Annotated in this window: 23 protein-coding genes; 11 read left to right on the top strand and 12 right to left on the bottom strand. The window is 69.2% G+C overall.

All coding sequences use genetic code 11. From position 1 onward, the window contains the following. Positions 1 to 26: 26 nt before the first annotated feature. From AC1DHX_RS01185 to AC1DHX_RS01210, 6 genes are all read right to left on the bottom strand, one after another. Positions 27 to 539 (bottom strand): YbhB/YbcL family Raf kinase inhibitor-like protein, encoded by a 513-nt coding sequence (locus AC1DHX_RS01185; RefSeq protein ID WP_223914728.1) that lies wholly within the window; start codon positions 537 to 539, stop codon positions 27 to 29. A gap of 13 nt (positions 540 to 552) precedes the next feature. Further along, positions 553 to 1506 carry a carbohydrate kinase family protein gene (locus tag AC1DHX_RS01190; RefSeq protein WP_230010142.1) on the bottom strand — a complete coding sequence of 318 codons (954 nt, stop codon included), beginning with the start codon at positions 1504 to 1506 and terminating at the stop codon, positions 553 to 555. Positions 1507 to 1578: 72 nt separating this feature from the next. Then, positions 1579 to 2940, bottom strand: coding sequence for an MBL fold metallo-hydrolase (locus tag AC1DHX_RS01195; RefSeq protein ID WP_476859534.1), 1362 nt, complete (start codon positions 2938 to 2940; stop codon positions 1579 to 1581). 31 nt (positions 2941 to 2971) lie between these two features. Then, complete coding sequence (locus AC1DHX_RS01200; protein ID WP_028275958.1) at positions 2972 to 3274, bottom strand: rhodanese-like domain-containing protein; 303 nt, start codon at positions 3272 to 3274, stop codon at positions 2972 to 2974. A gap of 140 nt (positions 3275 to 3414) precedes the next feature. After that, positions 3415 to 4797, bottom strand: coding sequence for a Na+/H+ antiporter NhaA (nhaA, locus tag AC1DHX_RS01205; protein WP_476859535.1), 1383 nt, complete (start codon positions 4795 to 4797; stop codon positions 3415 to 3417). Positions 4798 to 4935: 138 nt separating this feature from the next. Next, positions 4936 to 5733, bottom strand: a complete 798-nt coding sequence (locus AC1DHX_RS01210; RefSeq protein WP_223914733.1) for an alpha/beta hydrolase — start codon at positions 5731 to 5733, stop codon at positions 4936 to 4938. A gap of 255 nt (positions 5734 to 5988) precedes the next feature. Here AC1DHX_RS01210 and AC1DHX_RS01215 point away from each other — a divergent pair, with 255 nt between their 5' ends. Then, on the top strand, positions 5989 to 7095 hold the full coding sequence (locus AC1DHX_RS01215) for a GTP pyrophosphokinase (RefSeq protein WP_223914734.1): 1107 nt from the start codon (positions 5989 to 5991) through the stop codon (positions 7093 to 7095). Positions 7096 to 7266: 171 nt separating this feature from the next. Here AC1DHX_RS01215 and AC1DHX_RS01220 read toward each other — a convergent pair whose 3' ends face one another. Both AC1DHX_RS01220 and AC1DHX_RS01225 read right to left on the bottom strand, forming a co-directional pair. Continuing rightward, a complete protein-coding gene (locus tag AC1DHX_RS01220; protein ID WP_028275954.1) occupies positions 7267 to 7551 on the bottom strand; it encodes a DUF1540 domain-containing protein in 285 nt (94 codons plus the stop codon). A gap of 126 nt (positions 7552 to 7677) precedes the next feature. Continuing rightward, positions 7678 to 9198 (bottom strand): SulP family inorganic anion transporter, encoded by a 1521-nt coding sequence (locus AC1DHX_RS01225; RefSeq protein WP_476859536.1) that lies wholly within the window; start codon positions 9196 to 9198, stop codon positions 7678 to 7680. Positions 9199 to 9439: 241 nt separating this feature from the next. Between AC1DHX_RS01225 and AC1DHX_RS01230 the strand changes: the two genes are divergently transcribed. Beyond that, complete coding sequence (locus tag AC1DHX_RS01230; protein WP_476859537.1) at positions 9440 to 10516, top strand: bile acid:sodium symporter family protein; 1077 nt, start codon at positions 9440 to 9442, stop codon at positions 10514 to 10516. Positions 10517 to 10521: 5 nt separating this feature from the next. On the opposite strand, the gene AC1DHX_RS01235 is transcribed toward AC1DHX_RS01230, so the two are convergent. From AC1DHX_RS01235 to AC1DHX_RS01245, 3 genes are all read right to left on the bottom strand, one after another. Continuing rightward, positions 10522 to 11097 (bottom strand): LacI family DNA-binding transcriptional regulator, encoded by a 576-nt coding sequence (locus AC1DHX_RS01235; RefSeq protein ID WP_476859538.1) that lies wholly within the window; start codon positions 11095 to 11097, stop codon positions 10522 to 10524. A gap of 81 nt (positions 11098 to 11178) precedes the next feature. Further along, positions 11179 to 11787, bottom strand: coding sequence for a GNAT family N-acetyltransferase (locus AC1DHX_RS01240; protein WP_476859539.1), 609 nt, complete (start codon positions 11785 to 11787; stop codon positions 11179 to 11181). Beyond that, complete coding sequence (locus AC1DHX_RS01245; RefSeq protein ID WP_476859540.1) at positions 11784 to 13790, bottom strand: FAD/NAD(P)-binding protein; 2007 nt, start codon at positions 13788 to 13790, stop codon at positions 11784 to 11786. The genes AC1DHX_RS01240 and AC1DHX_RS01245 overlap by 4 nt, the downstream gene beginning before the upstream one ends. Before the next feature lie 241 nt (positions 13791 to 14031). Here AC1DHX_RS01245 and AC1DHX_RS01250 point away from each other — a divergent pair, with 241 nt between their 5' ends. The 7 genes from AC1DHX_RS01250 to AC1DHX_RS01280 are packed head-to-tail and all read left to right on the top strand — an operon-like array spanning position 14032 to position 21697. Next, positions 14032 to 15129, top strand: a complete 1098-nt coding sequence (locus tag AC1DHX_RS01250; RefSeq protein WP_476859541.1) for an amino acid ABC transporter permease — start codon at positions 14032 to 14034, stop codon at positions 15127 to 15129. Then, complete coding sequence (locus AC1DHX_RS01255; protein WP_476859542.1) at positions 15126 to 15986, top strand: amino acid ABC transporter ATP-binding protein; 861 nt, start codon at positions 15126 to 15128, stop codon at positions 15984 to 15986. The genes AC1DHX_RS01250 and AC1DHX_RS01255 overlap by 4 nt, the downstream gene beginning before the upstream one ends. A 14-nt stretch (positions 15987 to 16000) precedes the next feature. Continuing rightward, positions 16001 to 17059: an ABC transporter substrate-binding protein gene (locus AC1DHX_RS01260; RefSeq protein WP_476899840.1), complete on the top strand. Its 1059-nt coding sequence runs from the start codon at positions 16001 to 16003 to the stop codon at positions 17057 to 17059. Beyond that, a complete protein-coding gene (locus tag AC1DHX_RS01265) occupies positions 17056 to 18213 on the top strand; it encodes an LLM class flavin-dependent oxidoreductase (protein WP_476859544.1) in 1158 nt (385 codons plus the stop codon). Before AC1DHX_RS01260 ends, AC1DHX_RS01265 begins: the two co-directional genes overlap by 4 nt. Further along, entirely contained in the window at positions 18197 to 19084 is an 888-nt protein-coding gene (locus AC1DHX_RS01270; protein WP_476859545.1) for a DUF1684 domain-containing protein, read from the top strand. The genes AC1DHX_RS01265 and AC1DHX_RS01270 overlap by 17 nt, the downstream gene beginning before the upstream one ends. Further along, complete coding sequence (locus AC1DHX_RS01275) at positions 19081 to 20241, top strand: LLM class flavin-dependent oxidoreductase (protein WP_476859546.1); 1161 nt, start codon at positions 19081 to 19083, stop codon at positions 20239 to 20241. Before AC1DHX_RS01270 ends, AC1DHX_RS01275 begins: the two co-directional genes overlap by 4 nt. A gap of 10 nt (positions 20242 to 20251) precedes the next feature. Beyond that, positions 20252 to 21697 (top strand): NtaA/DmoA family FMN-dependent monooxygenase, encoded by a 1446-nt coding sequence (locus AC1DHX_RS01280; RefSeq protein ID WP_476859547.1) that lies wholly within the window; start codon positions 20252 to 20254, stop codon positions 21695 to 21697. Between the two features lie 170 nt (positions 21698 to 21867). Here AC1DHX_RS01280 and AC1DHX_RS01285 read toward each other — a convergent pair whose 3' ends face one another. Continuing rightward, the gene (locus AC1DHX_RS01285) at positions 21868 to 22851 is read right to left on the bottom strand and encodes an ABC transporter substrate-binding protein (protein ID WP_476859548.1); all 984 of its coding nucleotides are present in this window, start codon (positions 22849 to 22851) and stop codon (positions 21868 to 21870) included. 283 nt (positions 22852 to 23134) lie between these two features. On the opposite strand from AC1DHX_RS01285, the gene AC1DHX_RS01290 reads away from it, so the two are divergent. Next, positions 23135 to 23674, top strand: a complete 540-nt coding sequence (locus AC1DHX_RS01290; RefSeq protein ID WP_476849954.1) for an SRPBCC family protein — start codon at positions 23135 to 23137, stop codon at positions 23672 to 23674. Next, positions 23675 to 24277, top strand: a complete 603-nt coding sequence (locus AC1DHX_RS01295; RefSeq protein WP_223914749.1) for a DUF6919 domain-containing protein — start codon at positions 23675 to 23677, stop codon at positions 24275 to 24277.

The following is a 24277-nucleotide window of genomic DNA, read 5'->3' on the forward strand; positions in this document are numbered from 1 at the left end:
GACAGCCTCGGCGGGCGGCGGCGGGCTCAGTGACGTTCGAAGATGCCGGTCAGCGTGCCCCGGCCCAGGGTGTGCTGCGACAGCTTCGCCTCCAGGCTGCCCGGAGCGGTGTGCTCGTTGAGTCCGGACGGTGCGATGTCGAGCGCGTGGACGGTGATGACGTACCGGTGCGGCCCGTGTCCGGGAGGCGGTGCGGCGCCCAGGTAGCCATGGAATCCGGCGTCGTTCTTCAACTGGATGGCGCCCGCGGGAAGGAGCCTGCCGCCCTCGGCGCCCGCTCCTGCCGGCAACGAGGTGACGTCGGCGGGGACGTCCAGCACGGCCCAGTGCCAGAAGCCGCCGCGCCCCGGGGCGTCGGGGTCGAACATCGTCACCGCGTAGCCCTTGGTGCCGGCCGGGGCGCCGCTCCAGCTCAGCTGCGGGGATTCGTCCCGGCCGCCGGCGCGCATTTTGCCGCTGCGCTGGGCGGCCGGGAGCGTCTGGCCCTCCGCGTAGGATTCACTGCGGACGGGGAACACCGGAACATCGTGCCGTGTCATGGCTGCCTTTCACTCACTGCAGGGGCTGGGCCCCCATTTCCATCCGTGCCAGTTCCGCGCGCGTAGGCGGGTTCGCGCCGGCGCGGGACACGGTGACCGCCGCTGCCCGGGAGGCATGGGCGAGGACATCGCGGAGGCTTTCGGCGGAGAGTTCGCGCAGGCCCTTGCGGTTTTGTGCCCCGTCCAGGCCCAGATCCACAACGCCGGACAGGAGCGCGGCCATGAAGGAATCCCCGGCGCCGACTGTGTCCGCGACGTTGATCTCAGGGGCCGGGAACTGCGCCTCACCGGCGGCGTTGATGCCCCAGGGGCCCTTGCTGCCGCGGGTCACCACCACCATTGCCGGCCCTTCGGAACCGCCCAACGCCTGCCAGCGGCGGGCCGAGTCCAGCGGGTCCACGCCCGGGTAGAGCCATTCGAGGTCCTCGTCAGAGGCCTTCACAACGTCGGCGAGGCGCACAAACTTTTCGGCCTGCCCGCGGGCGTAGTCCACGTCCGGGATGATGCTGGGACGGCAATTGGGGTCGAAGCTGATGGTGGCGGACGGGTGGGCGCGCTCGACGGCGGCAAACACGTCGGCGGCGCCCGGCGCCAGCATGGTGGCGATCGAACCGGTGTGCAGCAGCGTGGTTCCCTGGAGCAGGAACGGCAGGCGCGCCGCGACGCCGGGAAGCTCCCAGGCGAGGTCGAAGGTGTACGTGGCGGCGCCGGCGTCGTCGATCAGGGCGGAGGCCACACTGGTGGGCAGCTCGTCGGGTCCCAGCGGGAGCAGCACGGAGCTCGACTTTAGGTGCGCGGCCAGGGCCTCGCCATACGCATCGCGGCCGTAGCGGCCGATGAACTGGACCGGATGGTCCAGCCGCGCCAGCCCCACCGCCACGTTGAGGGGGCTGCCGCCGACATGGGCCTGGACGCCGGAGGACCGCTGGACAACATCAACCAGCCCCTCGCCAATAACTGTGAGCATGACCATACTCTGCCAGAGAATGCGCTCCGGTGCCGTGTGTTGCGCCCCCACCCGCTTCCGCCCTGCCGGCGCTCAGGCCGCGGTGGTGTCCAGCGCGATCCCCGCGGACGCGGCATGGGCAAACCTGGCGTCAATGTGGACCACGTCCCGGCCTGCCCGTTGCAGGAGGCTGGCGGCGACCCCGGCACGGTACCCGGAGCCGCAGTGCACCCAAAGTTTCCCGGCGGGAATGTCTCCGAGGCGCAGCAACAGTTCGTGCAGCGGCACGTTGACCGCGCCCACCACGCGGGCGGCAGCGAATTCGTCGGCCCGGCGCACGTCCAGGACAGTGTCCTCAGGCGCCCGGCCGGCGAGCATGCCGTCCCAGCCCACGCGCGGGTAGGAGGCGAGGCCGGCCTGTGGGGCGAGGGCGTGCGGCTCGGAACCGAGCGCGGCGTCGGGGGATTCGATGCCGATCCGGGAGAGGTCGCGGATGGCGTTCTCAACGTCTTCCCGCGAGCCCACCAGGGTTAGCGGTTCGCGCCACGGCAGCACCCAGCCGAGATAGGTGGTGAAACTGGAGCCGGAGCCATACTCAAAACTGACGCTGCCCTTGAGGTGGCTGTTGGCGAACGCCACGCGCCGGCGCAGGTCCACCACCCACTCGCCGCCGTCCAGGCGCCGGGTGAGTTCGGCGGCATCGAGCGATGCCGGAACGGCCAGCTCGGCAGGGCCCGGGCCGCGGACATTGGCCGGGCTCATGTGCGCGTAGTAGGAGGGGTGGTCCGTGAGGTTGGCGATGAGCTGGCGGACGAAGTGGTCCTCATCGGGGTCCGTCAGGGCGTGGTTGGCGGCAAGCTGCTCGCCGATGGTGGAGGACCGGGCACCGCTGGCGGGTCCGGAGGAGCAGAACGAGCCGAATCCGTGGGTCGGGAACAGCGCCGCGTCAGGGCCGGCCTCTGCGGCGAGGCGACGGACCGAGGCGTACTGGTCGTGGGTCAAGCCAACGGTGTCCGCCTCGGCGACAAGGTCCGTGCGGCCCACCGAGCCATACAGGAGGCTGCCGCCCGAGAAGACGGCCTGCTTCCCGCCGTCGTCCACGATGAAGGACAGGTGGGTATGCGTGTGGCCCGGCGTGGCGACCGCCTTGACGGTAAGCGAGCCCACGCGGACCGTTTGGCCGTCCGTGATGGGAGTGCGCTCGAACCCGACGGCGTCGGCGGCGTTGACGAGATAGCTGGCGCCGTGGGCGCGGGCCAGGATCAGCCCGCCGGTGATGTAGTCATTGTGCATGTGCGTTTCGGCCACGTGCGTGATGGCTACCCCGGCGTCACGGGCGGCCGCCTCGATGCGGTCGGTGTCGCGCTGCGGGTCGATCGCCAGCGCCACTGAGCCGTCGTGGACCAGGTAGCTGCGGTCCCCGAGCTGCGGGGTCTCGATGACGATGACTTCCATGGTCCCTCCGGTGCGGTCAGCCCCTTGAAGGTCAGCCCCGGTTGACGGGGTGTCCCTCGTCCTGCCACTTCATGATCCCGCCGGTGACGTTGACGGCGTCGTATCCCTGGTCCTCCAGGTAGGTGGCAGCCTGGGCACTGCGGCCCCCGGCGGCGCACATGACGTAGACGGTGCCGCTGGCCGGGACCTCGGCGAGGGACTGGACGAACCGTGAGAGCGGGATGCTCCGGGCGCCGGGAACGCGGACGGCGACGTATTCGTCTTCCTCGCGGACATCGACGATTTCGGTGGCATCGCCCAGGGCGGCCAGGTCCTTGACGGAAATGCTCTTCATGCCTGTTCCTTTCGCGGGCGCCAGACGGCCCGGCGCGCGTATTCCAGCTCAATCATGATACCCCTTGGGGTATCATTGACCCTCCGGACGGCCCCTCCCGCCACACCCCTAAATATAGCCCGTCGGCCTGGCCTGCCAACCTAGCCTGCGGGGCGGTCCTGCTGGTAGACGTCCGGGATGCCGTCGTGGTCCGAGTCGACCTGTTCCGCCTCCTCCGCACGCCGGTACTGGTGGTTGCGTGTCCGGAGCACCGTGGTGGCAAGGAGCGCGGCGAGCAGTGAGGCCGCGAGGATCCCTACCTTCGCGTGGTCTTCATGCGCAGTGCCCTGGCCGAAGCTCAACTCGGCAAGCAGCAGCGAGACCGTGAAGCCGATGCCGGCGAGGATGGCGAGGCCGAAGACGTCAATCCACTTGAAGGACCCGTCCAGGCGGGCCCGCGTGACTTTGGTGATGAGCCATGTGGTGCCGAGGATCCCCGCCGGCTTTCCGGCAACCAGCGCCACGATGATGCCCACCGCTACGGGGTCCGTCAGGGCGGCACCGAGGCCCTGCCAGCCGCCTATGGCCACCCCGGCGGAAAAGAACGCGAAGACCGGGACGGCGATCCCGGCCGAAATGGGGCGGAACCGGTGTTCGAAAATCTCCGCCAGGCCCGGGCCGGCTTCAGGGCCGCCGCTGGCCTTCGAACGTTTGACGGGAATGGCAAATCCGAGCAGGACCCCGGCCACGGTGGCGTGGATGCCTGATGCGTGCACGAGGGCCCACGTCGCGAAGCCGAGCGGCAGCAGGATCACCCAGGCTGCGGCTGCGTGCGTGCCGAAGAACCGCCGGTATTTGTGCGCCAGGAACGTGTAGAGGCCCAGCGGGAGCAGGGCCAGCAGGAACGGCTCGGGGTGGAGATCGCTGGTGTAGAAGATCGCGATGATGGCGATGGCCAGGAGGTCGTCGACGACGGCGAGGGTCAGCAGGAAGATCCGCAGCGCACTGGGCAGGTGGGAACCGATGAGCGCCAGCACCGCGACGGCGAAGGCGATGTCGGTGGCGGTGGGAATGGCCCAGCCGTGCAGCGTTTCGGGACCGGAGAGGTTGATGGCCGCGTAGATGAGTGCCGGAACGGCCACACCGCCAACGGCGGCGGCCACCGGAACCACGGATTTGCTCGGTTCGCGCAGGTCGCCGGCGACGAACTCGCGCTTGAGTTCGAGCCCCACCAGGAAGAAGAAGATGGCCAGCAGTCCGTCGGCGGCCCAGGCGCCCAGGCTCAGGTCCAGATGCCAGGGCGCGTAGCCGATGGTGAAGTCGCGCAGTGCGAAGTAACTCTCCGAGGCCGGTGAGTTGGCCCAGATAAGGGCCACCATCGCCGCGGCGACCAGCAGGGCGCCGCCCACGGTTTCCTTGCGGAGGATCTCGCCGATCCGCAGGGCCTCGGCATAGCTGCCCCGGCCGAAAATGGTGAGGCGGGGCGGCGAAGGAGGAGGCGGTGTTGGTGAAGAGGGTGTCGGCGAAGGGGGCAGGGCGCTCATGGGGTCCTCAAAATGGGGTCGACGGAACTATGCCGACCAGACTTCCCGGCGCACCTGCGCTCCAGTCTATTCGCTTTCGCCGGCCAGGGGATGCCATCGGGGACACCGGGGCCCCCCATCCCGGCCGCCGGGCGGACTTCAGACCAGCAGCTGCTGCACGAGTTCACGGCATTTCCGGTATGCGGGTGCCTTTGGGTCGATGAGCGCGAAGTGGTCGCCCGGGACCTTGAGCAGCTGGACCGGCGCGCCGGCGGCCTTGGCTGCGCCGGCGTAGGTCTCGGACTGGCTCACCGGCACGGTATCGTCCTCCGTGCCGTGAACGGCATATACGGGCACGCCCAGCGGCACCGCACTCATGGGGTCGGCAAATTTATGCCGTTTGGGATATTTCTCCGATGAGCCGCCCAGGAAGTTGCTGACGGCGCCGTTGCTGAGGTTGAGCCGCTCGGCGGCCGCGAGGTTAAGTACCCCCGACTGGCTGACGACGCCGGTGAGCTGCACCGCGCCGTCGTCGTCGCCCCGACGCGTCAGCTGGCGGTCCGCGTCCGGGGCACCAAGCCCCGCGAGCCGGCGCCGTCCCGCCGCCCAGACGGCGAGGTGGCCGCCTGCCGAGTGGCCCAGGGCCACCACGCGGTCCAGTCCCAGCCCGTGCTCGTCAGCCAGTTCACCGAGCTTGTCGATGCCGGCCAGGACGTCGGCGAACGTGTTGGGCCAGCCTCCGCCGTTGCCGGCCCGCCGGTACTCCAGGTTCCAGGCCGCCATGCCGTGCGCGGCGAGGTCCTTGGCAAGGGGCTCCCCCAGTTCTGCGCCGTACTGCGAACGCCAGTACCCGCCATGGATCACCACCACCACGCCCTTGGGCGCGGCAACATCCGGGAGGAAGAGCTCACCCCACTGGCTGGGGTCCTCGCCATATTGGTACTTGTGCCTCTTCACAGCGTCCTCCTTGGGGCCCGGTGAACAGGCGGCGGAGACTGCCCCCAGAGTCACCGCCGCTGCGGCCGCGATCATAGTCCGCCGCCGCATTTCAGCCATATGCTGAGCCTACCTTGGGCACCAAGCGGCCCAGCGCAGGCCGGACCCCTCGCATGCCGGACCCCTCCCATGCCTGCTGCGCCGCCCTTGCCTGCGGGCGTGCCCGGCGTTGCCAGCCTGCGGGCCGGTGCCGGTGGTGCGCCGTAAGCTGGATCCATGGCGAGCAACTGGGACCGTTTGGACGTGAGCCTGCGCGATTCCGTGCAGGAGAACGTGGAGTTGTACGAGCGGGTCCGGCCTGCCCTGAAGCTGGTCACCCGGGAGGTCCTGCTCACGCTGCGGACCATGCTCAAGGACACCGAAGTCACGCCGTTGTTCGTCACCGGACGCACCAAGACCGTTGAATCCTTCCGCGAGAAGATTTCCCGCATTGAGGAACCGCTGGAGCCGGGCGGGCCACCTGTGCTGAAGTTCCCGGACCCGTTCCGGACCCTGAATGACATGGTGGGAATCCGTGTGATCACGAAGCTGCCGGCGGAAAACGCGGTGGTGGCGAATCTGATCAAGCGCCAGCGCCAGCTCTTTGACTGCCGGGGGGACCGGGAAAAGGACATCGGCTCGATCGAGTCCGGCACATACGGCTACTCGAGCCGGCACCTGATCCTGCGGACCATCCAGAACGAGGCCGTCAAGGACTACCAGCTGGCCTTCAACCCGGACGTCCCGCCGAACGGCAGCTACTTCTTCGAGTGCCAGATCCGCACCGTCTTCGCCCACGCCTGGAGCGAGATCGAGCACGACATCCGGTTCAAAGCCGAGGACCCGCGGGCCTGGACCCCGCACTTCGACCGCCAGTTCACCGCGACGGCCGCCATGCTGGAGACCGTGGAGAGCGCGTTCTCGGACCTGCACGAACGCTACGAGGAGGTCCGCGGCTACTGGGACATGGACGGTGAGGGTGCCGCGCAGCTGACGCCCAACCGGATCCGCGACGTCTGGCGGACCCTGCTGCCGCACGTGGACCGGAAGGTCGACGACGACTGGGGCTGGGCCGCGGAGCTCATGGCCGCCCACGGCCTCAACCAGACCATGCAGCTCGCCGGGCTGCTTAGCGCCAACCGGATCACCGAGGTCCGCAAGGCCCTGGACCACCGCTACTCCCCCGGGCCGGACCGGCTGCTCGATGACCTGCTGCTGTGGCAGTACGGCACCGAACACATCGAGCTCACCGCCGAGCCGGCCGACGCCGTCCCGCACCCCCGGCGCGACAGCCTCCTGCGGCGGCTCAAGCAGATCGAACGGTACCGGCTCACCCAGGGCTAGCGCGCCTGCCTCAGCGGATGCCCTCTGCCACCACCGATTCTCCCCACCTTTGAACCAGCGACGCCGGTCCTCACCGGCGGTTCGGCCCGACACGCCGGGTGCGGCGACCAAAGGTGGGGAATTTCAGCGCCAGCGGGGCGGATGGTCGATGGACGCGGACGGCGGGTGCGGCTACGTGTGGGCGTAGGTGAGGCAGTCGGCGTTGTCGACGCCCGGGCCCACATGAACTTCGGGCGCCTTGCACATCAGATGGTCGTTGTGGGTGCACTCGGAACGCTGGCAGGCGCCGACGTCGGCCAGCACCTTGGGGAGCCCGCCGTGCACCCCGATGTCTATGAAGGTCGCGCAGGAGGCATGATCTGCGGCGCCGCCGACGGTAATGGCGGCCGCGTTGCAGTGGGAGTGGTCATTGAAGGAGCAATTGCTCACGCTGCAGTCGGCTACGTGCGTCGTCATTGGATTTCCTCCATGCTCCGGCCACCCGGACGGGCGGCGCCGTAAATCCACGCTAGGCCGCACCAAGGCAAACAAAAAGACCCAAACGTGTGACCTAATACCGGCCCGACCGGTCGCGCCGCCCCGTCAGTTCCCCGCGCCGAGCTTGCCGGCCAGGCGTTCGCGCATCAGGGCGCTGGCCCGGTTCAGGCCCACGACGTCGACGCTCTTGCCGTGCTGCCGGTACTTCTCCGTGATGGCATCCAAAGCGGCGATCGTGGAGGTGTCCCACAGGTGGGAGTCGCGCATGTCGATGACCACGCGCTCGGGGTCCAGTGCGTACTCGAACTGCGTGTAGAGGTCATTCGCGGAGGCGAAGAACAGCTCGCCGTCCACGCGATACGTGGCCCGGCCGCCGTCGTGTTCCGTCACGGTGCGCTCGACGGTGACGAAGTGGGCCACCCGCCTGGCGAACAGGACCATCGCGACGAGTACGCCGACGCCGACGCCGATTGCCAGGTTGTGCGTGGCAACGGTGACCACCACCGTCGCCGCCATGACGGCGGTTTCGCTCTTGGGCAGGGCCTTGAGGGTGGCGGGCCGGATGCTGTGCCAGTCAAAGGTGGCAACTGATACGAAAATCATGACGGCCACGAGCGCGGCCATCGGGATGAGGGACACAATGTCTCCGAGTGCCACCACGAGGATGAGCAGGAAGACGCCGGCCAGAAGGGTGGAGATCCGGGTCCGGGCGCCGGAGGCTTTGACGTTGATCATGGTCTGGCCGATCATTGCGCAACCGCCCATGCCGCCGAAAATGCCGGTGACAATGTTCGCGACGCCCTGCCCCCAGGCCTCGCGGGTCTTGGCCGAACGCGTGTCCGTGATGTCATCCACGAGCTTCGCGGTCATGAGGGATTCGAGCAGGCCCACGAAGGCCATGGCCAGCGCGAACGGGAAGATGACCTGCAACGTTTCGAACGTGTTCGGCACGTTGGGCAGTGACAAAGAGGGCAGCGAGTCCGGCAGTGCACCCTTGTCCCCCACAGTGGGAACGACGACGGCGGCCGTCACCGTGATGAGCGTCAGGGCCACAATGGCCACGAGGGGTGCGGGGACGGCTTTGGTGAGCCTGGGCAGGCCGAAGACGATCAGCAGGCCCAGCGCGGTGAGCGGGTAGACCAGCCAGGGCACTCCGATCAGCTCGGGCACCTGCGACAGAAAGATCAGGATGGCCAGGGCGTTCACAAACCCCACCATGACCGGGCGGGGGATGAACCGCATCAGTTTCGCCACGCCGGAGAGGCCCAGCACGATCTGGAAAATGCCGGCCAAAATCACCGCCGCCACAAGGTAATCCAGTCCGTGGGACTTCACCAGTGGGGCGATCACCAGGGCGACGGCGCCGGTGGCCGCAGAAATCATCGCCGGACGGCCGCCGACGAAGGCGATGGTCACTGCCATCGTGAAGGACGCGAACAGCCCGATCCTCGGGTCCACGCCGGCGATGATCGAGAAGGCGATCGCCTCAGGAATCAGCGCCAGTGCCACCACGAGGCCGCCCAAAACCTCGGTCTTGAGCCGTCGCGGGGACGTCAAGGCGCCTCGGACCGATTGCAGTTGCGCGGGCGTGGCGGCCGGGGCCTGCGCGTCGATACTGGTGGCCATCGCTGGCTCCGTTCGTGGTCAAGGAGGCCGAACGGCCTCCAGATGTCAAAGAATGTGCAGAATTCAGGGAAGGTGGGGCGCTGCGTCGCGCCGGGGTGGGGAGTTCGCCTTTCGGGCTCACCCACGCAATGAACCCTACCCGTCGGACTCCCGCCCGCACGGCCGCCTAAAAATCTGACATATTTGTCCGACAGGTGGTCACGAAGTGGCACCCCGTGGACGCCGGTGGCACCATTCTTGGATGCTTGAGGCAACTAAAACTTCGAATACCGCCCGGGACGCGGGCACTGCCGCCGACGTCCCGGCCAATCCCGCCCTCGCCGCCGAGGCAAAGATTGCCCGCATCGCGGTGACGGTCTTCCCGGTCCTTGTGGTGGTGGCCGGACTCGCCGGCTTCCTGCTCCCCGGCGCGTTCAAACCCCTCGCCCCCAGCGTGCCCTTCCTGCTGGGCATCATCATGTTCTGCATGGGCCTGACGCTGACGCCGCCCGATTTCGCGTCGGTGGCCAAGCGGCCCTGGGCCGTGGCCCTGGGAATTGTGGCGCACTACGTCATCATGCCGGGGGCCGGCTGGCTGATCGCCGTCGGCCTCCACCTCGAGCCGGAGCTTGCGGTGGGCCTGATCCTGGTGGGCTGCGCGCCGTCGGGCACCGCCTCCAACGTGATGGCGTTCCTCGCCAAGGGCGACGTCGCCCTGTCCGTGGCCGTCGCCTCCGTGTCCACCCTGATCGCGCCGATCGTGACGCCGCTGCTGGTGCTGTTCCTGGCCGGCTCGTACCTGAACATCGACGCCGGGGGCATGGTCCAGGACATCGTCAAGACCGTCCTCCTGCCGGTCATCGCCGGACTGCTGGCCCGCCTCTTCCTCAAGAAGCTCGTGGCCAAGGTCCTGCCCGCGCTGCCGTGGGCCTCGGCCGTCGTGATTTCCCTGATCGTCGCGATTGTCGTGGCCGGCAGCGCCAGCAAGATCGTCGCCGCGGGCGGCATCGTGTTCCTCGCCGTGGTGCTGCACAACGGCTTCGGCCTGGGTCTGGGCTACCTGGCCGGCAAGCTGGGGCGCCTGGATGACAAGGCGCGCAGGGCCCTCGCCTTCGAGGTCGGGATGCAGAATTCCGGCCTGGCTGCCACCCTCGCCACCGCGCACTTCGGCGCGCTGGCGGCGCTGCCGTCTGCGGTCTTCTCCCTGTGGCACAACGTCTCCGGCGCGATCGTGGCCGCGTGGCTGGCCCGGCGTCCCCTCCGGGAGGCCGCAACCCCGGAAGCCGCACCGGAGGCCGCAACCCAGAACACGGCACCGGAGGCCGCGCTGAAAGCCTAAGGTTCCTAACCCCGCAACTGTGCCAGCAGCAGAATGACGGCGCGCCCGGCCAGGATCTCGGGGGTGTCCGTGCCGGCGGGGACTACCTCGTGTCCGCCCTGGACAGCAAGGCTGCCGGGCCCGGCGTCGTCCGTGATGAACACGTGGGGCGTGCCGCGGCCGGCGGGCTCTGCCATGGCTTCGGAATCGTCGTCCGCCTTCGGCGCGCTGGTGTGGATCACGCCGTCGGCTCCGCCGGAGAGCATGAACTGCCGCCAGTTCCCGCCCAGCAGGATGACCGGCTGGTAGCCGTGCTCCGGCAGGATCCTGGCCAGCACCGTGGCGATGGCCCTGTCCCGGGGCTGCTCGAGGTCCGGGACGGCCACGGCCACCAGCTCCGTCCGGCCCCGGCGCATTCCCCGGGCGGCACTGTTGGCCACATAGCCAAGTTCACGGACCGCGGCGTGCACCCGGTCCTGGGTGGCTTCGCTGATCCGGGTGGTACCGCCGGAGCGGCCGGAGAGCACATAGGAGACGGTGGTCAGGGAGACCCCGGCCGTCTGCGCGACATCGCGGATGGTGGGCTTGGATCCAGGCCGCACTGATGACTCCCGGCTGTTTCTCCGCCGGGTCCGCGGCGGCTCGTGAAAACGTTGTTTTAGGGCAGACCCCCTGTGTGAACTCTAGCCCGAAGCGCCGGTTCCCGGCCGACGCCGACCAAGCAGCGCGGCGGGGTTTGCGCCCGGCAGGTCCTTGGTGAATGCCAGCGGCCCGATGGTTTCCGGGTCGGCGGAGAGATCGAACTGTGCCTCGTAACCGGTGCTCAGGTAGAGGTGTTTCGCCTCCGGCTGGCGCGGGCCGGTTGTCAGGTAGACCTTCCGGTAGCCGCGACGGCCGGCCAGCGCCTCCAGCTCGGCAAGGACAAACCGGGCCAGTCCGCGGCGGCGGTGCGCTGAATGCGTCCAGATCCGCTTGAACTCGGCGGTCTGCGGGCCGTGCCGGCGGAACGCGCCGCCGGCCACGGATTCGCCGTTCTCGCGCACAATCAGCAGGGCCCCGCCCGGCGCGGCGAATTCCTCGGCCGGGTAACGGTTGAGTTCCTCCGCGGCGGCCCCGCGGCCAAAGAGGCTGCCGTAGCGGGTGTCGTATTCGACCGCGAGCTCGTCCAGGAGCGGACGGACCCTGGGATCGCTCATGGGGAGATTGAGGACCGTCAGCGCGGCGGTGTCCACGGGCGGGGTGTCCACGGGCGGGGTGTCCACGGGCGGGGTGTGTAGTGGGGACGGGGTCATGACGGGTCCTTTCCGCCGGCGGCGGCCTGCGGCACCGCCCGGCCGGCGTCCGTTTGATCGTTGTTCGCCAGGCCGCTGTCGGCCGGGCCGCTGTTGGGGTTCGCCAGCAGGTTCAGGACTCGCCGGGCCAGGGCATCGTTTTCGCGGAACGGCGCGGCGTTGGTGCCGGGCCGGGCGAAGGCGCCGGTGCCCCAGCCGGAAGTACCGGGCCCGACGCCGAACAGCCGTTCGCGCCGCTCCCCCACCGGACTGATGAGCTCGTTGTGGGCGGACACCAGGAGCCGTCCGGTCGCGTGCGTGCCGTCGGCAGTGAGGAGCTGCTGTTCAGTGCCTAGCCCGGAGGCGTGCAGCTGGCGCAGCAGCGGGTTCGCGGAGCGGGCCACCGACGGCGCCGGGAGCCGGGCCTCGATCAGGGCCGGCGCTGACACGCTGATCCCGGATTGGGCCGAGCGGGCGACGAACCGGCCCGAGTACTCCGCGGCCTCGATCTCCAGTCCCGGGCCAATGAACTGCAGCAGACCGGCCCGGTGGATCGCCAGCATCTCCCGCAGCCTGCGCGGCGGCGGCCCGGAGTCGACGAAGCTGAAGAAGCCGTGCCACCAGCCCTGGACCTCCCGCTGCGACCGCGCGTTCAGCCGCTCGGACGGCACCAGCCGGCCCAGGTCCATGTAGGACTTCAGCAAGGAAGTGAACAGGGCCAGGGTTTCCGAATGGTCCGGCCCGGTGCGCAGCTCAAGGTCGCGGCCAATGTACGCTGCCACCGCCGACTGGAAGTCTGCGTGGCCGGCGAAAACGCGGCCGGCGAAGGGATGGTCCAGCCGTTCGAGGTCCAGGTGGAGCCCTGCGTCCGGGACGGACCCGGCGACGAGCCGCCGGCGCTCCTGGCTGTACCAGTCCGCAGCGGCGAACCGTTCGGCGAATTCCCGCCAGCCGATCCGGACCCGTTCCGGGTAGCCGGTGAACAGCTCGCGGTAGTACGCGTAGCCGGCGTCCTTGGCGATCAGGGGCCACAGCTGGGCGCGGAAGTCCACCTCGCCGGGCGCACCCAGCAGCGCTGTGACGGCGTCGGCCGTGAAGAACGCCGGCTCGCCCGCTGCGTCGCCGCGCAGGGCGGACGTGATCTTGGAGTGGTAGGGCACGCCGCGGCGGGAGCCGGCCCACAGCCGCGGCTCGGCACCGGAGGGCACGTAGCGCAGGCGGCCGCCTGGCAGCTCCTCGAACCTGCCGCCGCGGCCCTCCATGAGCAGGACCAGCAGGTCCACGAAGGCCAGGCCCATGCCGGAGACAATCACGTCCTGGCCGGCGGCGAGGGGTGAGTAGTCGACGTCGGTGGTGTAGCTGGGCGCCGCGTGGAACGCACCGTGCCGGGCGGCAAAACCGGCCCACGCCGCAGACTCCTCATTGGGCAGCGAATCCGTGTGCCCCAGGGAGGCGATCACGACGTCGGCGGGCAGCACCGCGCCGCCGGCCAGCCGGACGCGGTAGCGTTCCGGACCCTGGTCGGCTTCATGCTGCACCGGTTCGACGGCGGACGCCGTGTCCCGGTGCACGGTGACGGTGGTGTCCGGTCCGAGGGCGGCGACGGAGCGGCGGAAGAACCATTCCAGGTAGACACTCTGCAGCTGCCGAGTGGGGAAGGTGGCACCGGTGAGGGCGGCCAGCTGGCGCCGGAGTTCCGCCGGCAGCTCCGGAACATCCGCGATGGACCCGTCCAGGACCCCGGCGGCCCACTTTGCCAGGCCGGGGCCGTCGACTGCGGGTCCCTCGCATTGGACGGAGGCATCCGTGAACATCGTGACGTCCGCCGCCGCGGAGTTGAGCATCAGCCCGGGATGCTGCTCGTAACGCCAGATCCTGCCGGCACCCGGGGTGTGCGGCTCCACGACGTGGATCTGCAGGGCGCCGTCGAGCAGCTCCGGCCGGTTGGCGGCGAGGCGTTCCAGCAGCCCGGCCGCGCGCGGGCCGCCGCCGATGAGGACCACGGATCGGGCATTCACTGGCATGACGGTCTCCTGGCTCGGGTGCGGAGCCCTCATGCTAGGCACCCGAAATGGAGCCGGTCGAGGCGCCGGTCACGGCCGTTCACCCCGCGTAACGCGACGTAAATCGAGGCAAGAATTCGTCGTGTGACGCCGTGCGAACCTGCGTGAACGTATGCAACCTGCCGCCTTGCCGCGCGTTTTCGCACGGCCCTAGATTGGCAGCCAACTACCCCCACAGCAACTGGAAGAAGCGAGGTGGCGCATGAGTTCAACAGCAACCCCGGTGGCACAGTCCGCCCCGGAGCCGGCGTCCGCCGGCATCGAATCCGCACCCGAGACCGCGGAGGTCCGGCCCGCAGGACCCGTACCCGCCGGCGAGTGCGCACCGGCCGGAACAGTCGGCTCCGGTTCGGTGGGCCGCAAGGCCGCAACCGACTACGCCGACTACCGGCTGGTCCCGGCCCGCCACCCGTGGCGCTGGGTGGGCACCGCCGTCGTCGCCGTGGGCGTGGCCGGCATTGCCTGGTCGCTGGCCACCAACCCGCGCTGGGAGTGGGGCGTGGTGGCGCAGTGGTTCACCGCGCAGTCGATCGTGAACGGCCTGCTGGAGACCCTGAAACTGACGGCGATCTCCGGGGCGCTCGGCTTCATCCTGGGGTTCATCCTGGCGCTGATGCGGCTGTCCGCGTCGCCCCTGCTGGTCTCCGTCTCATGGACGTTCTCCTGGATTTTCCGCTCCACGCCGCTGCTGGTGCAGATGCTGCTCTGGTACAACCTGGGCTACCTCTACGAGAAAATCAGCCTGGGGCTCCCCTTCACGGACGTGCGCTTCTTTGAGGCGCAGACCACCACCCTGATCAGCCAGTTCGCCGCGGCAGTCCTCGGCCTGACCCTGAACCAGGCCGCCTACTCCGCCGAGATCATCCGCGGCGGCATCCTGTCCGTGGACCAGGGCCAGCTCGAGGCCGCAACCGCCCTGGGCATTCCGGCCTGGCGGCGTTCCACCAGGATCGTCCTGCCCCAGGCCATGCGGGCCATCCTGCCCACCGCCTTCAACGAGGTGATCGGCCTCGTCAAGGGCACCTCGATCGTCTACGTCCTGGCCTATTCCGAGCTGTTCTACACCGTCCAGGTCATTTACAACCGCACCCAGCAGGTCCTGCCGCTGCTGCTCGTGGCCACGCTCTGGTACATCGTCATCACCTCGGTCCTGAGCGTCTTCCAGTACTACATCGAGCGGCACTACTCCAGGGGCGCGGTCCGCACGCTGCCCCTGACCCCGCTGCAGAAGGCCCGCAAATTCCTCGCCATCCATACGCCCGCCGGCCGGGAATCGAACCAGGAAAGGGGCACCCGATGAGCACCGCACTCCGTACGACCACCCAGACCCCGTCCGCGGCCGCTGCCACGGACGCCGTAACCACCCGCGGCCTTGTCGAGATCACGAAGGTCCGCAAGTCCTTCGGCGCCGCGGAAGTCCTCAAGGGCATCACGCTGACGGTCGAGCCCGGGGGTGTCGCCGTGATCGTCGGACCGTCCGGATCCGGCAAATCCACCCTCCTGCGCACCATCAACCACCTCGAAAAGGTCGACGCCGGGTTCATCGCGATCGACGGCACGCTGGTGGGCTACGAGGTCCGCGGGCGCCGGCTCCACGAGTTGCGCGAAAAGAACATCCTGAAGCAGCGCACCGAGATCGGCATGGTGTTCCAGAACTTCAACCTCTTCCCGCACCTGACCGCGCTGGAAAACGTCACCGAGGCACCGATCGTCGCGCCGCGGACCGGAAAACCCCGGCTCTCCAAGACCGAGGCCCGCGACCGCGGGCTGGAACTGCTGGACCGCGTGGGCCTGAAGGACCGTGCCGGCGCCTACCCGCGCCAGCTGTCCGGCGGCCAGCAGCAGCGCGTCGCGATCGCCCGGGCGCTTGCCCTGGACCCGAAGATCCTGCTCTTCGACGAGCCCACGTCGGCCCTGGACCCGGAACTGGTCAACGAGGTCCTGGACGTCATCCGCGGGCTGGCCAAGTCCGGCACCACGCTGATCATCGTCACGCATGAGATGGGCTTCGCCCGCGACGTCGCCGACACGGTGGTGTTCATGGACCAGGGCCAGATCGTCGAGCAAGGCACACCCCAGGAAATTTTCACCAACCCGCGCGAAGTTCGCACCCGGAGCTTCTTCTCCAAAGTCATCGAACCCGCTTTCAACATCTAAGGAACCCCATGGCAATGAGCTCCGCCCTCCGCACCGCCCGCGCGAGTACTGGTCCCCGGCGGACGCGTGCCGCGCTTCCCGCCGTCGTCCTCATCGGCACCCTGTCCGGCACCGTGGCCCTGAGTGGCTGCGCGGATCCCGGCGCATCTGCCGCGTCCGGCGGGCAGCCGGCGACGATGGCTGCCCGCAACGGCGTCGTCTACAACACCTCGCCGGACCAGCAGCGGATCCGGGCCGAGAAGGATGCATCCCTGGCCGCGAAGGTCCCCGCGCTGATCGGCAAGGACGGCAAGCTGACCGTCGCGACGACGGCGGGCGCGATTCCGCTGTCCTTCCACGCCACGGACGACAAGACCCCGATCGGCGTGGAGGTGGACCTGGCCCAGCTGGTCGCGGACAAGCTGGGCCTGGACCTGGACGTCCAGGTGACCTCCTGGGAGAACTGGCCGTTGAAGACCCAGTCCGGCGACTTCGAGGCCGTGTTCTCCAATGTGGGCATCAATGCCGCCCGCGTGAAGCTCTTCGACTTCTCCAGCTACCGCGCCGCGTACATGGGCTTCGAGGCGAAGAAGAGCTCCGGTTACAACATCAAGGGCTCCGATGACATCTCCGGGCTGAAGATCTCGGTGGGCTCGGGCACCAACCAGGAGAAAATCCTGATCGCCTGGAACAAGGAGCTCGAGGCCAAGGGAAAGGCGCCCGCGGTGCTGCAGTACTACTCCTCCGACGCCGACACCATCCTGGCGCTGTCCTCCGGCCGCACCGACCTGAACCTCGCGCCCTACCCGTCCGTCACGTACCGGGAAAACACCCGCGACGACCTCAAGGTGGTGGGCAAGGTCAACGCCGGGTGGCCGTCCGAGACCCTGGTCGCGGCCACCACGCTCAAGGGCAACGGCCTGGCCCCGGCCATCACGGACGCCCTGAACTCCGCGATCAAGGACGGCTCCTACGCCAAGGTCCTGGACCGCTGGGGACTCTCCGAGGAAGCCCTTCCCGAGTCCACGACCGTCACTGAGGGCAACTTCGGGACAGCCCCTGCAGGGAAGACCCAGACCGGGATCAGCAAGTGAGGTTCCAGGTCCTCGACATCATCCCGCACCTGAAGAACCCGGTCACCGGGGAGATCGTCTCCACCGCGGACCGGCTCAACCAGGTGGTGGAGACCGCGCGCCGGGCGGAGGGCCTCGGCTACGACAGCTTCTCCGTCGGGGAACGCCACGCGGGTGAGTTCATCTCCTCCTCCCCCACCACCGTGCTCGCCGCCATCGCCGCCGTCACCACCAGGATCCGGCTGCAAAGCGGCGTGACGGTGCTGTCCGTGCTGGACCCGGTGCGGGTCGCCGAGGACTACGCCACGATCGACCAGCTCAGCCGCGGCCGGCTGGAACTGGTGATCGGCAAGGGCAATGAGGTGCTGCAGTACCCGCTGTTCGGCCTGGACCTGGCGGACCAGTGGGAGCTCCTTGCGGAGAAATATGCCCTGCTCCGCCGGCTTTGGACCGAGGAAAACGTCACGTGGTCCGGGAGGTTCCGCGCCGCGCTGACGGAGCCCACCACCACGACGCCGCGGCCCTTCGCCGGGGCGCCGCGGGTCTGGCACGGCTCCGCCACCAGCCTGGCCTCGGCGGCGCTGGCGGCGCAGTGGGGCGATCCGCTGTTCACGGCCAACGCGATCCAGCCGCGGGAAAACTACAAGGTGCTCATTGACCACTACCGCGAGGAATACGCACGCCACGGCCACGATCCCCGGCACCAGTACCTGGGCTCCGGATCCGGCGCGGGCGGGGTGTTCATCGCGGACACCACACAGGAGGCCAAGCGGCAGTTCGGCCCGGTCTACGAGGCCCTCACGACCGGCCGGAACGTTCCCGGCAACAACTCCCCCTACCGGGACATCGACCACGCCGTCGCCGACGGTCCGGCCCTGGTGGGCAGCCCGGAGCAGGTGATCGACAAGATCCTCAGCTACCACGCGCTCTACGGCCACGACCTGCAGTCCATCTCGCTGCCCACCACACTGCCCTTCGCCCAGCAGCTGGAAATCCTCGAGCGCTTCGCCCTCGAAATCATTCCGGCCGTCCGCGCCGCCGCGCCCACCACGCTCTGGGCCGACGGCGACCCGTACGCCGGCCGGCCTGCATTCGCCGGCACTACTGAGACCGACGCCGCCCGCGTCACGGCCGACCACACCCACCACAGGAGCTCCCATGTCCACGCCCACTGACACCGACGGCCGTCCTGACATTCGTCCCGACCGCCGTCCCGACAATGAATTCCAAGCCGCCTGGGCGGACTGGCATGCCGCGCACGAACGCCACCGCGCCGACCCCCACGGCTTCCTCGCCGTTACGCACCTGCATTGGCTCGATGCCGCGCCCGCCCGGCTGGACGGCGCGCCGGGCACCTGGAGCGTCGAGGACGGCGCAGTCCGCCTGGCTTTGGGGGCCGGCGAACGCGTCCTTCGCGATGGGCGGGAACTGAACGCCGACGGGACCGGAGCCACCGTGTTCCTCGGCCCCATCCCCGAGCGCGACGGCCTGAATCTGCGGGTGGAGGATGCCGGCGCCGGCCATACCGTGATCGAGCTCGCCAAACGCGGCGGCCGCTATGTCGTGCGGCCGCGGCATCCCCTGAACCCGCTGCTCACCGGCTACCGCGGCACGCCCGTCTACGCCCCCACCCCTGAATATGCCATTTCAGGAATATTCGTCCCGTTCGCCGAACCGCGGCCCACCACCGTGGGCGCGGCGGTCGAAGGAATCCACCACGTCTACGAGGCCCCGGGGGAAATCCACTTCCGGCTCCGCGGCAAGGACCTGAGCCTCACCGCATTCAACGGCCACACTCCGGGCACGCTGTCTGTCCTTTTCACGGACGCGACCTCGGGCAAAAGCACCTACGCGGCCAACCGCTCGCTCACCGTGGCCGCTCCGGGCGCCCACGGCACGGTCTGGCTCGACTTCAACCGGGCGGTGAACCTGCCGTGCGCCTACACGGACCTCGCCACGTGCCCGCTGCCGCCGGCCGAGAACCGCCTGCCGGTGCCCATCGAGGCCGGCGAACAGATCCCCTACGAACGACAGGACGCATCATGAGCAGCCATCCCGCCCAGAACGGGCCCCGCGAACTCGGCCTGCTCCTGCTGGAGCTCGACGGCGCCGGCAGCCACCCGGCCGCGTGGCGGGTTTCCCGCACAGCACCCGCGTCCGTGCTGGGCCCGGAACACCTCCGCGGCGCCGTGCTCGCCGCCGAGTCCGCCGGATTCCACGCGGCGACGTTTTCCGACCCCGGCCTGCCGGACCCCGGGCACCCGGACGCCGCGGCCCGGCTCAACGCCCTGCAGCGCGCCGCGTTCGCCGGCCCCGTGACCCGCTCCCTCGCACTGATTCCGGAAGTGGACACCGCCTACACCGAGCCGTTCCACATCTCCACCCAGCTGGCCAGCCTCGACTACGTCTCCGGCGGACGGGCCGGCTGGCTGGTGGCCGCTTCATCAAGCGCGGCCGATGCCGCCGCCGTCGGACGCGACACCGTGCGCGGGGACCGGCTCTCCCGCGAGGCCGCCGATTCGATCGAGGTCAGCCGCAGGCTCTGGGACTCCTGGGAGGACGACGCCGTGATCCGCGACGTCCCCACCGGGCGCTACCTCGACGTCGACAAGCTGCACTACATCGACGTCGAAAACGGCAACTATTCCGTCAAGGGTCCGTCGATCATTCCGCGGCCGCCCCAGGGCCAGCTGCCCGTCCTGGCCCCGGCCGGGCTCCTCGCCCCGGAGGCCGTCGCGGCCGGGGCAGCCGACGCGCTCCTGGTCTCGGCCCCGACGCCCGGACTCCTGGCCGCCGAGCTCGCGGCGACGCGCGCAGGACTCGCCGCCGGCGGCAACGGTCCTGCGCTGATCGCCGAGCTCGACGTCGTGCTGGACTCCCGCGGCCAGGCCGCCGCCCAGCGGCTGGCCGGGCTGAACGGCCACACCCCGTGGCAGAGCCCGCGCGCACAGTTCATCGGCTCGGCGGTCGGGCTTACCGATCTGCTCACCGAGGTGCTGGCCTGGGCCGAAGGGGTCCGCCTGCACCCCGCCGTGCTGGACACGGATCTTGAGGAACTGACGCGGCTGGTGCTGCCCGAACTGCGCCGGCGCGGGGTCCTCGCCCCCACCAGCCCGGACGCCACATTCCGCGATCAGCTGGGGCTGGCACGGCCAGCCAGCCGCTACGCCGCCGCATCCAGCGCCCCCGGCGCGGAAAACTAAGGAGCCCACCATGAGCCACAGCACCCACCCCGCCGCTGAATTCACCGCGTCCGGGTTCATCCCCTCTGGTCAGCTCCAGCTGGGCGTGTTCTTCCAGGGCGTCAACTCCGGAACCGTCTGGAAGGCGGCCGAGTCCGGCTCCCAGACCGACTTCGAATCGTTCCGGCGCATCGCCCAAACCGCCGAGCGCGGCCTGTTCGCGGCGTTCTTCCTCGGCGAAGGCCTGCGGCTGCGCGAGCATCTTGGCCGCCCGCACGCGCTCGACGTCGCCGGCCGTCCCGACGCGCAGACCGCCCTCGCCGCCTTGGCCGCGGTGACCACCAAGATCGGGCTGGTCGCAACCCAGAACACCACGTACAACGACCCCGCAGACCTGGCGCACCGGCTCTCCACGCTGGATCTGCTGTCCGGTGGCCGCGCGGCCTGGAACATCGTCACCACGGACAACGCCTGGACCGGCGCCAACTTCCGCCGCGGCGGCTACCTGGACCATACCGACCGGTACACCCATGCCGAGGCTTTCGTGGAAACCGCCAAGCGGATCTGGGACGCGTGGGACGACGGCGCCGTCGCGGACTCAGCCTCCGCCGAGCGGTGGTCGGCGGAGGGCGCGGTCCGGCGGGTGCGCCACACCGGCCGGCACTACACCGTCGACGTCACCCCGCGGCTGCCGCGCAGCGCCCAGTACCGGCCGGTGCTGTTCCAGGCCGGGGATTCGCCCGCGGGCAGGGACTTCGCCGCCCGGCAGGCGGACGTCATCTTTTCCGCGCACCCGCAGCTCGATGACGCCCTGGAGTTCCGCCGCGACATCGTGGAGCGCACCCTCCGGGCCGGCCGCGGCGCCCAGGACGTGAAGATCATGCCTGCCAGCGAGTTCATCCTCGCCGCCACGCCGCGGGAGGCCCTCGAAAAGAAGGCCTGGGTCCGCAGTCTGCAGATCGGCCCGCAGCAGGCCATCGCATACCTCGAACAGTTCTGGGGCCGGGAACTGCAGGGCTACGACCCCGACGGCCCGCTGCCGGACATCGACCCCGTGGTGGAGGAAACCTCCGAAACGCGAGGCAGCGGCTTCCACGGCGCCAAGGCACGCCAGCTGGCCGACCAGTGGCGGGCCGAGGCCACGGAGAAGGGCCTGTCCATCCGCCAATTCGTCTCGGCCAAGACCAGCCGGGGCGACTCCACCTTCACCGGCTCGTACACCGAGGTCGCGGACCGGCTCAGCGAGTATGCCCGGACCGGTGCCGTCGACGGCTTCAACATCTCGCCGTGGCTCATCCCGTCCGGCCTCGACGACATCGTCAACCACCTCGTGCCGGAACTGCAGGAGCGCGGCGTGTACCCCACCGAGTACGCGGGCAGCACGCTGCGGGAGAACCTCGGCCTGGCCACCCCGGTGCGCACAGGTGCCAGCGTCGAGGCCGGCATCGATTCAGGTTCGGTCACGGCACAGGCCTAGACGATCACCGCTGCTTCACCACGCAGGCACAACGAATCCCCGCCGGAGACGTTCCCGGCGGGGATTCGTTGGCTTTCGGCACCGTTCATTCAACCAACGCGGGGTCACATCGCGCCCATAATCCTCTCCGGGTTGGGCGCGATGTGACCCCGCGTTGGATTTAGGGCGGCCTACTTCTTCGGCAGGCCCGCCGGGTTCAGCTCCGACTTCGCGACGGCTTCCGCGGACAACCCCCAGCGGTCCAGGATCTTGGCGTAGCTTCCGTCCTGGATCAGATGGTTCAGTCCGGCCTGGGCCGCTGCGGCAAACCCGTTGTCCTTCTTGGTGGTGACGGCGATGCTGGCCTTCAGCGGCCAGCCGCCGTCGACCAGGCCGACGAGCTTTGTCTTGGCGTCGGAGGCCGCCTTGTAGGCCGCCGTGGCGTTGGGGCCGAACGTGAGGTCCGCCCGTCCGGACTGGATGGCGAGCTGGGAGGCGGAGTCGTCGTCGTAATACTGGAACTCCACGGGCTTGAGGCCGTTTTTCTTGTTCTCCTCATCCCAGCGCAGCAGGATTGCCTCCTGGTTGGTGCCGGAACCGACGATCACGCGCTTGCCGGCGACGTCCGGGGCCGATTCGACCTTGGTGACGCTGCTGTCCGCCTTGGCGTAGAAGCCGAGCTTGTCCTCACGGTAGCTGGCGAAGTCGAACTTGAGCTTGCGCTCCTCCGTGACGGTGACATTGGAGAGCACAGCCTCGTACTTGCCGGAATCGACGCCGAGCGGCCAGTCGGCCCAGGCCGTCGGGACAATGTCTGCCTCCAGGCCCAGGGACTCGGCCAGAGCGACGGCGATATCCACCTCGTTGCCCACCGGGGTCTTGTTGTCGGTGGCGTAAACGGCCAGCGGCGCCGCAAACGGGCTCACCGCCACGGTCAGCTTCCCGTCCTTCTTAATGGCTTCCGGGACGAGCGCGGCGGCCGCGGCATCCACCGTGGCCTTGACGCGGTCCTGCTGCGGCGAGAGGTTGAACTGCTTCACCCCGGTGGACGACGCCGCCGCTGCCGACGGGCCGCCGGCAGCGGCGGCGCCGGGATCGGAGCAGGCCGCCAGACCCAGGACAGTGGTGGCCGCCAACGCGACCGCGGCGCCTGATTTAAACGAAAGACTGGACATGTTCTCCCCTTGAGAGTGGACTGAAATGGTGCTGGTGCCAGCAACTATCCGGGGCCCGGGAGAGCCGGTCAAAGCGCCGTGAAACCGGGTGAAACCAAGGGATACAGGCGGTAATACCCGTTCATCCGGCGTCCGCGGACGCTGCCTGCGGACGCCCTGTGTTACCGAAGATTGCCCTGCGTGACGCGACGGGACGGAATTGTTCACGGCAGGCCGCAACTGGCCTAGCCTGCATAGAAGACCTGCAAGGTGACAGCACGACACAGGAGGGGTGAACTTGTCAGTGAGCACGCACCAGCAAACGCACCGGACCACGCACCGGCTCGGCATCAACGCCCCGGCGGACCTTGTCTTCAGCATGCTGCGCGACGCCTCACACTGGCCCTACCTCGAGGGCCTGACGGTGTACTCGGAGCGCGTCAGCGGCGACGACGCCGGCCACGAGCTGCGCACGTCCGTGGTGTCCAACGGCTCACTCAGTTCAAGCCACTGCTGGCGCGTCTTTGACACCGCCAGCCACCGCGCCCAGTTCCACCAGCTGGACCTCGAGCCCCCGTTCCGGGAGCTCGGCGGCGACTGGGCGATCCTGCCGGCGGACGGGCTCTCCGTGGTCACGCTGAACCATGAGTTCGAGGTCGACGACGAGCACCTCACCGAGCGGATCCGTGCGATCATCGAGGACTACAGCCGGCGTGAACTGGAGGCGTTGCGGATCAGCTGCGAACGGTTGTCCGTCCTCCTGCAGCACCACGCCCCGCAGACGCACCCCACCCCACATCTCACGGCGCAGTCCACCCCGCACCCCACAGCACAGGAGGCCTAAATGTCAGAGGCCAGGTTCACGACGGAACGGGACAGCTTCGGCCGGCTTCTCGCGGACCGCGAAGTCTGGCGGCAGGCCTCCACGATCCCGGCGGCCGGCGAACTGACCGCCCGTTGGCTGGAGGGCAACAGCCAATACCAGCCGGGAGTCTTCGCGCCCGGGTTCGACGAGGAGACCGCGGCCATCGCCGGAGAGCTCGCCCGGCTAAACCGCAACGGGCTCTTCACCAAGGAATCGCAGCCGGGCGTTCAGGCCGGGGGCCTCGCGCAGCGCGCCTACGTGACGGCCTTCTGCGGCCCGGAGGCGGCGACGGCACTCCTGGCCCTGTCCGCACGGACCGGCCTGGTGACGGTCGTCCACGACCCCGGCGAGGCGAGCAGCGTCTCCATCCCGGTGACCGTACAGGACGACGACGTCGCGACCTTGCTCGGCAGCAGCGAGGGGCCCGTTGGGGAGGACCAGCTCAGGGACTGGGCAGCCGAGACCAACGAGACCTTGGCCCTGGTCCTGGCGGATGCCTGGTACGTGGAAATCTTCGACCCCGTCTGGGGCCGGAACGATGTCCTGTTGGCCGCCGTACTCGAGGCGCTGCAGGCCGCTTAG

It is taken from the genome of Arthrobacter sp. 05N33_2 (assembly GCF_056397425.1).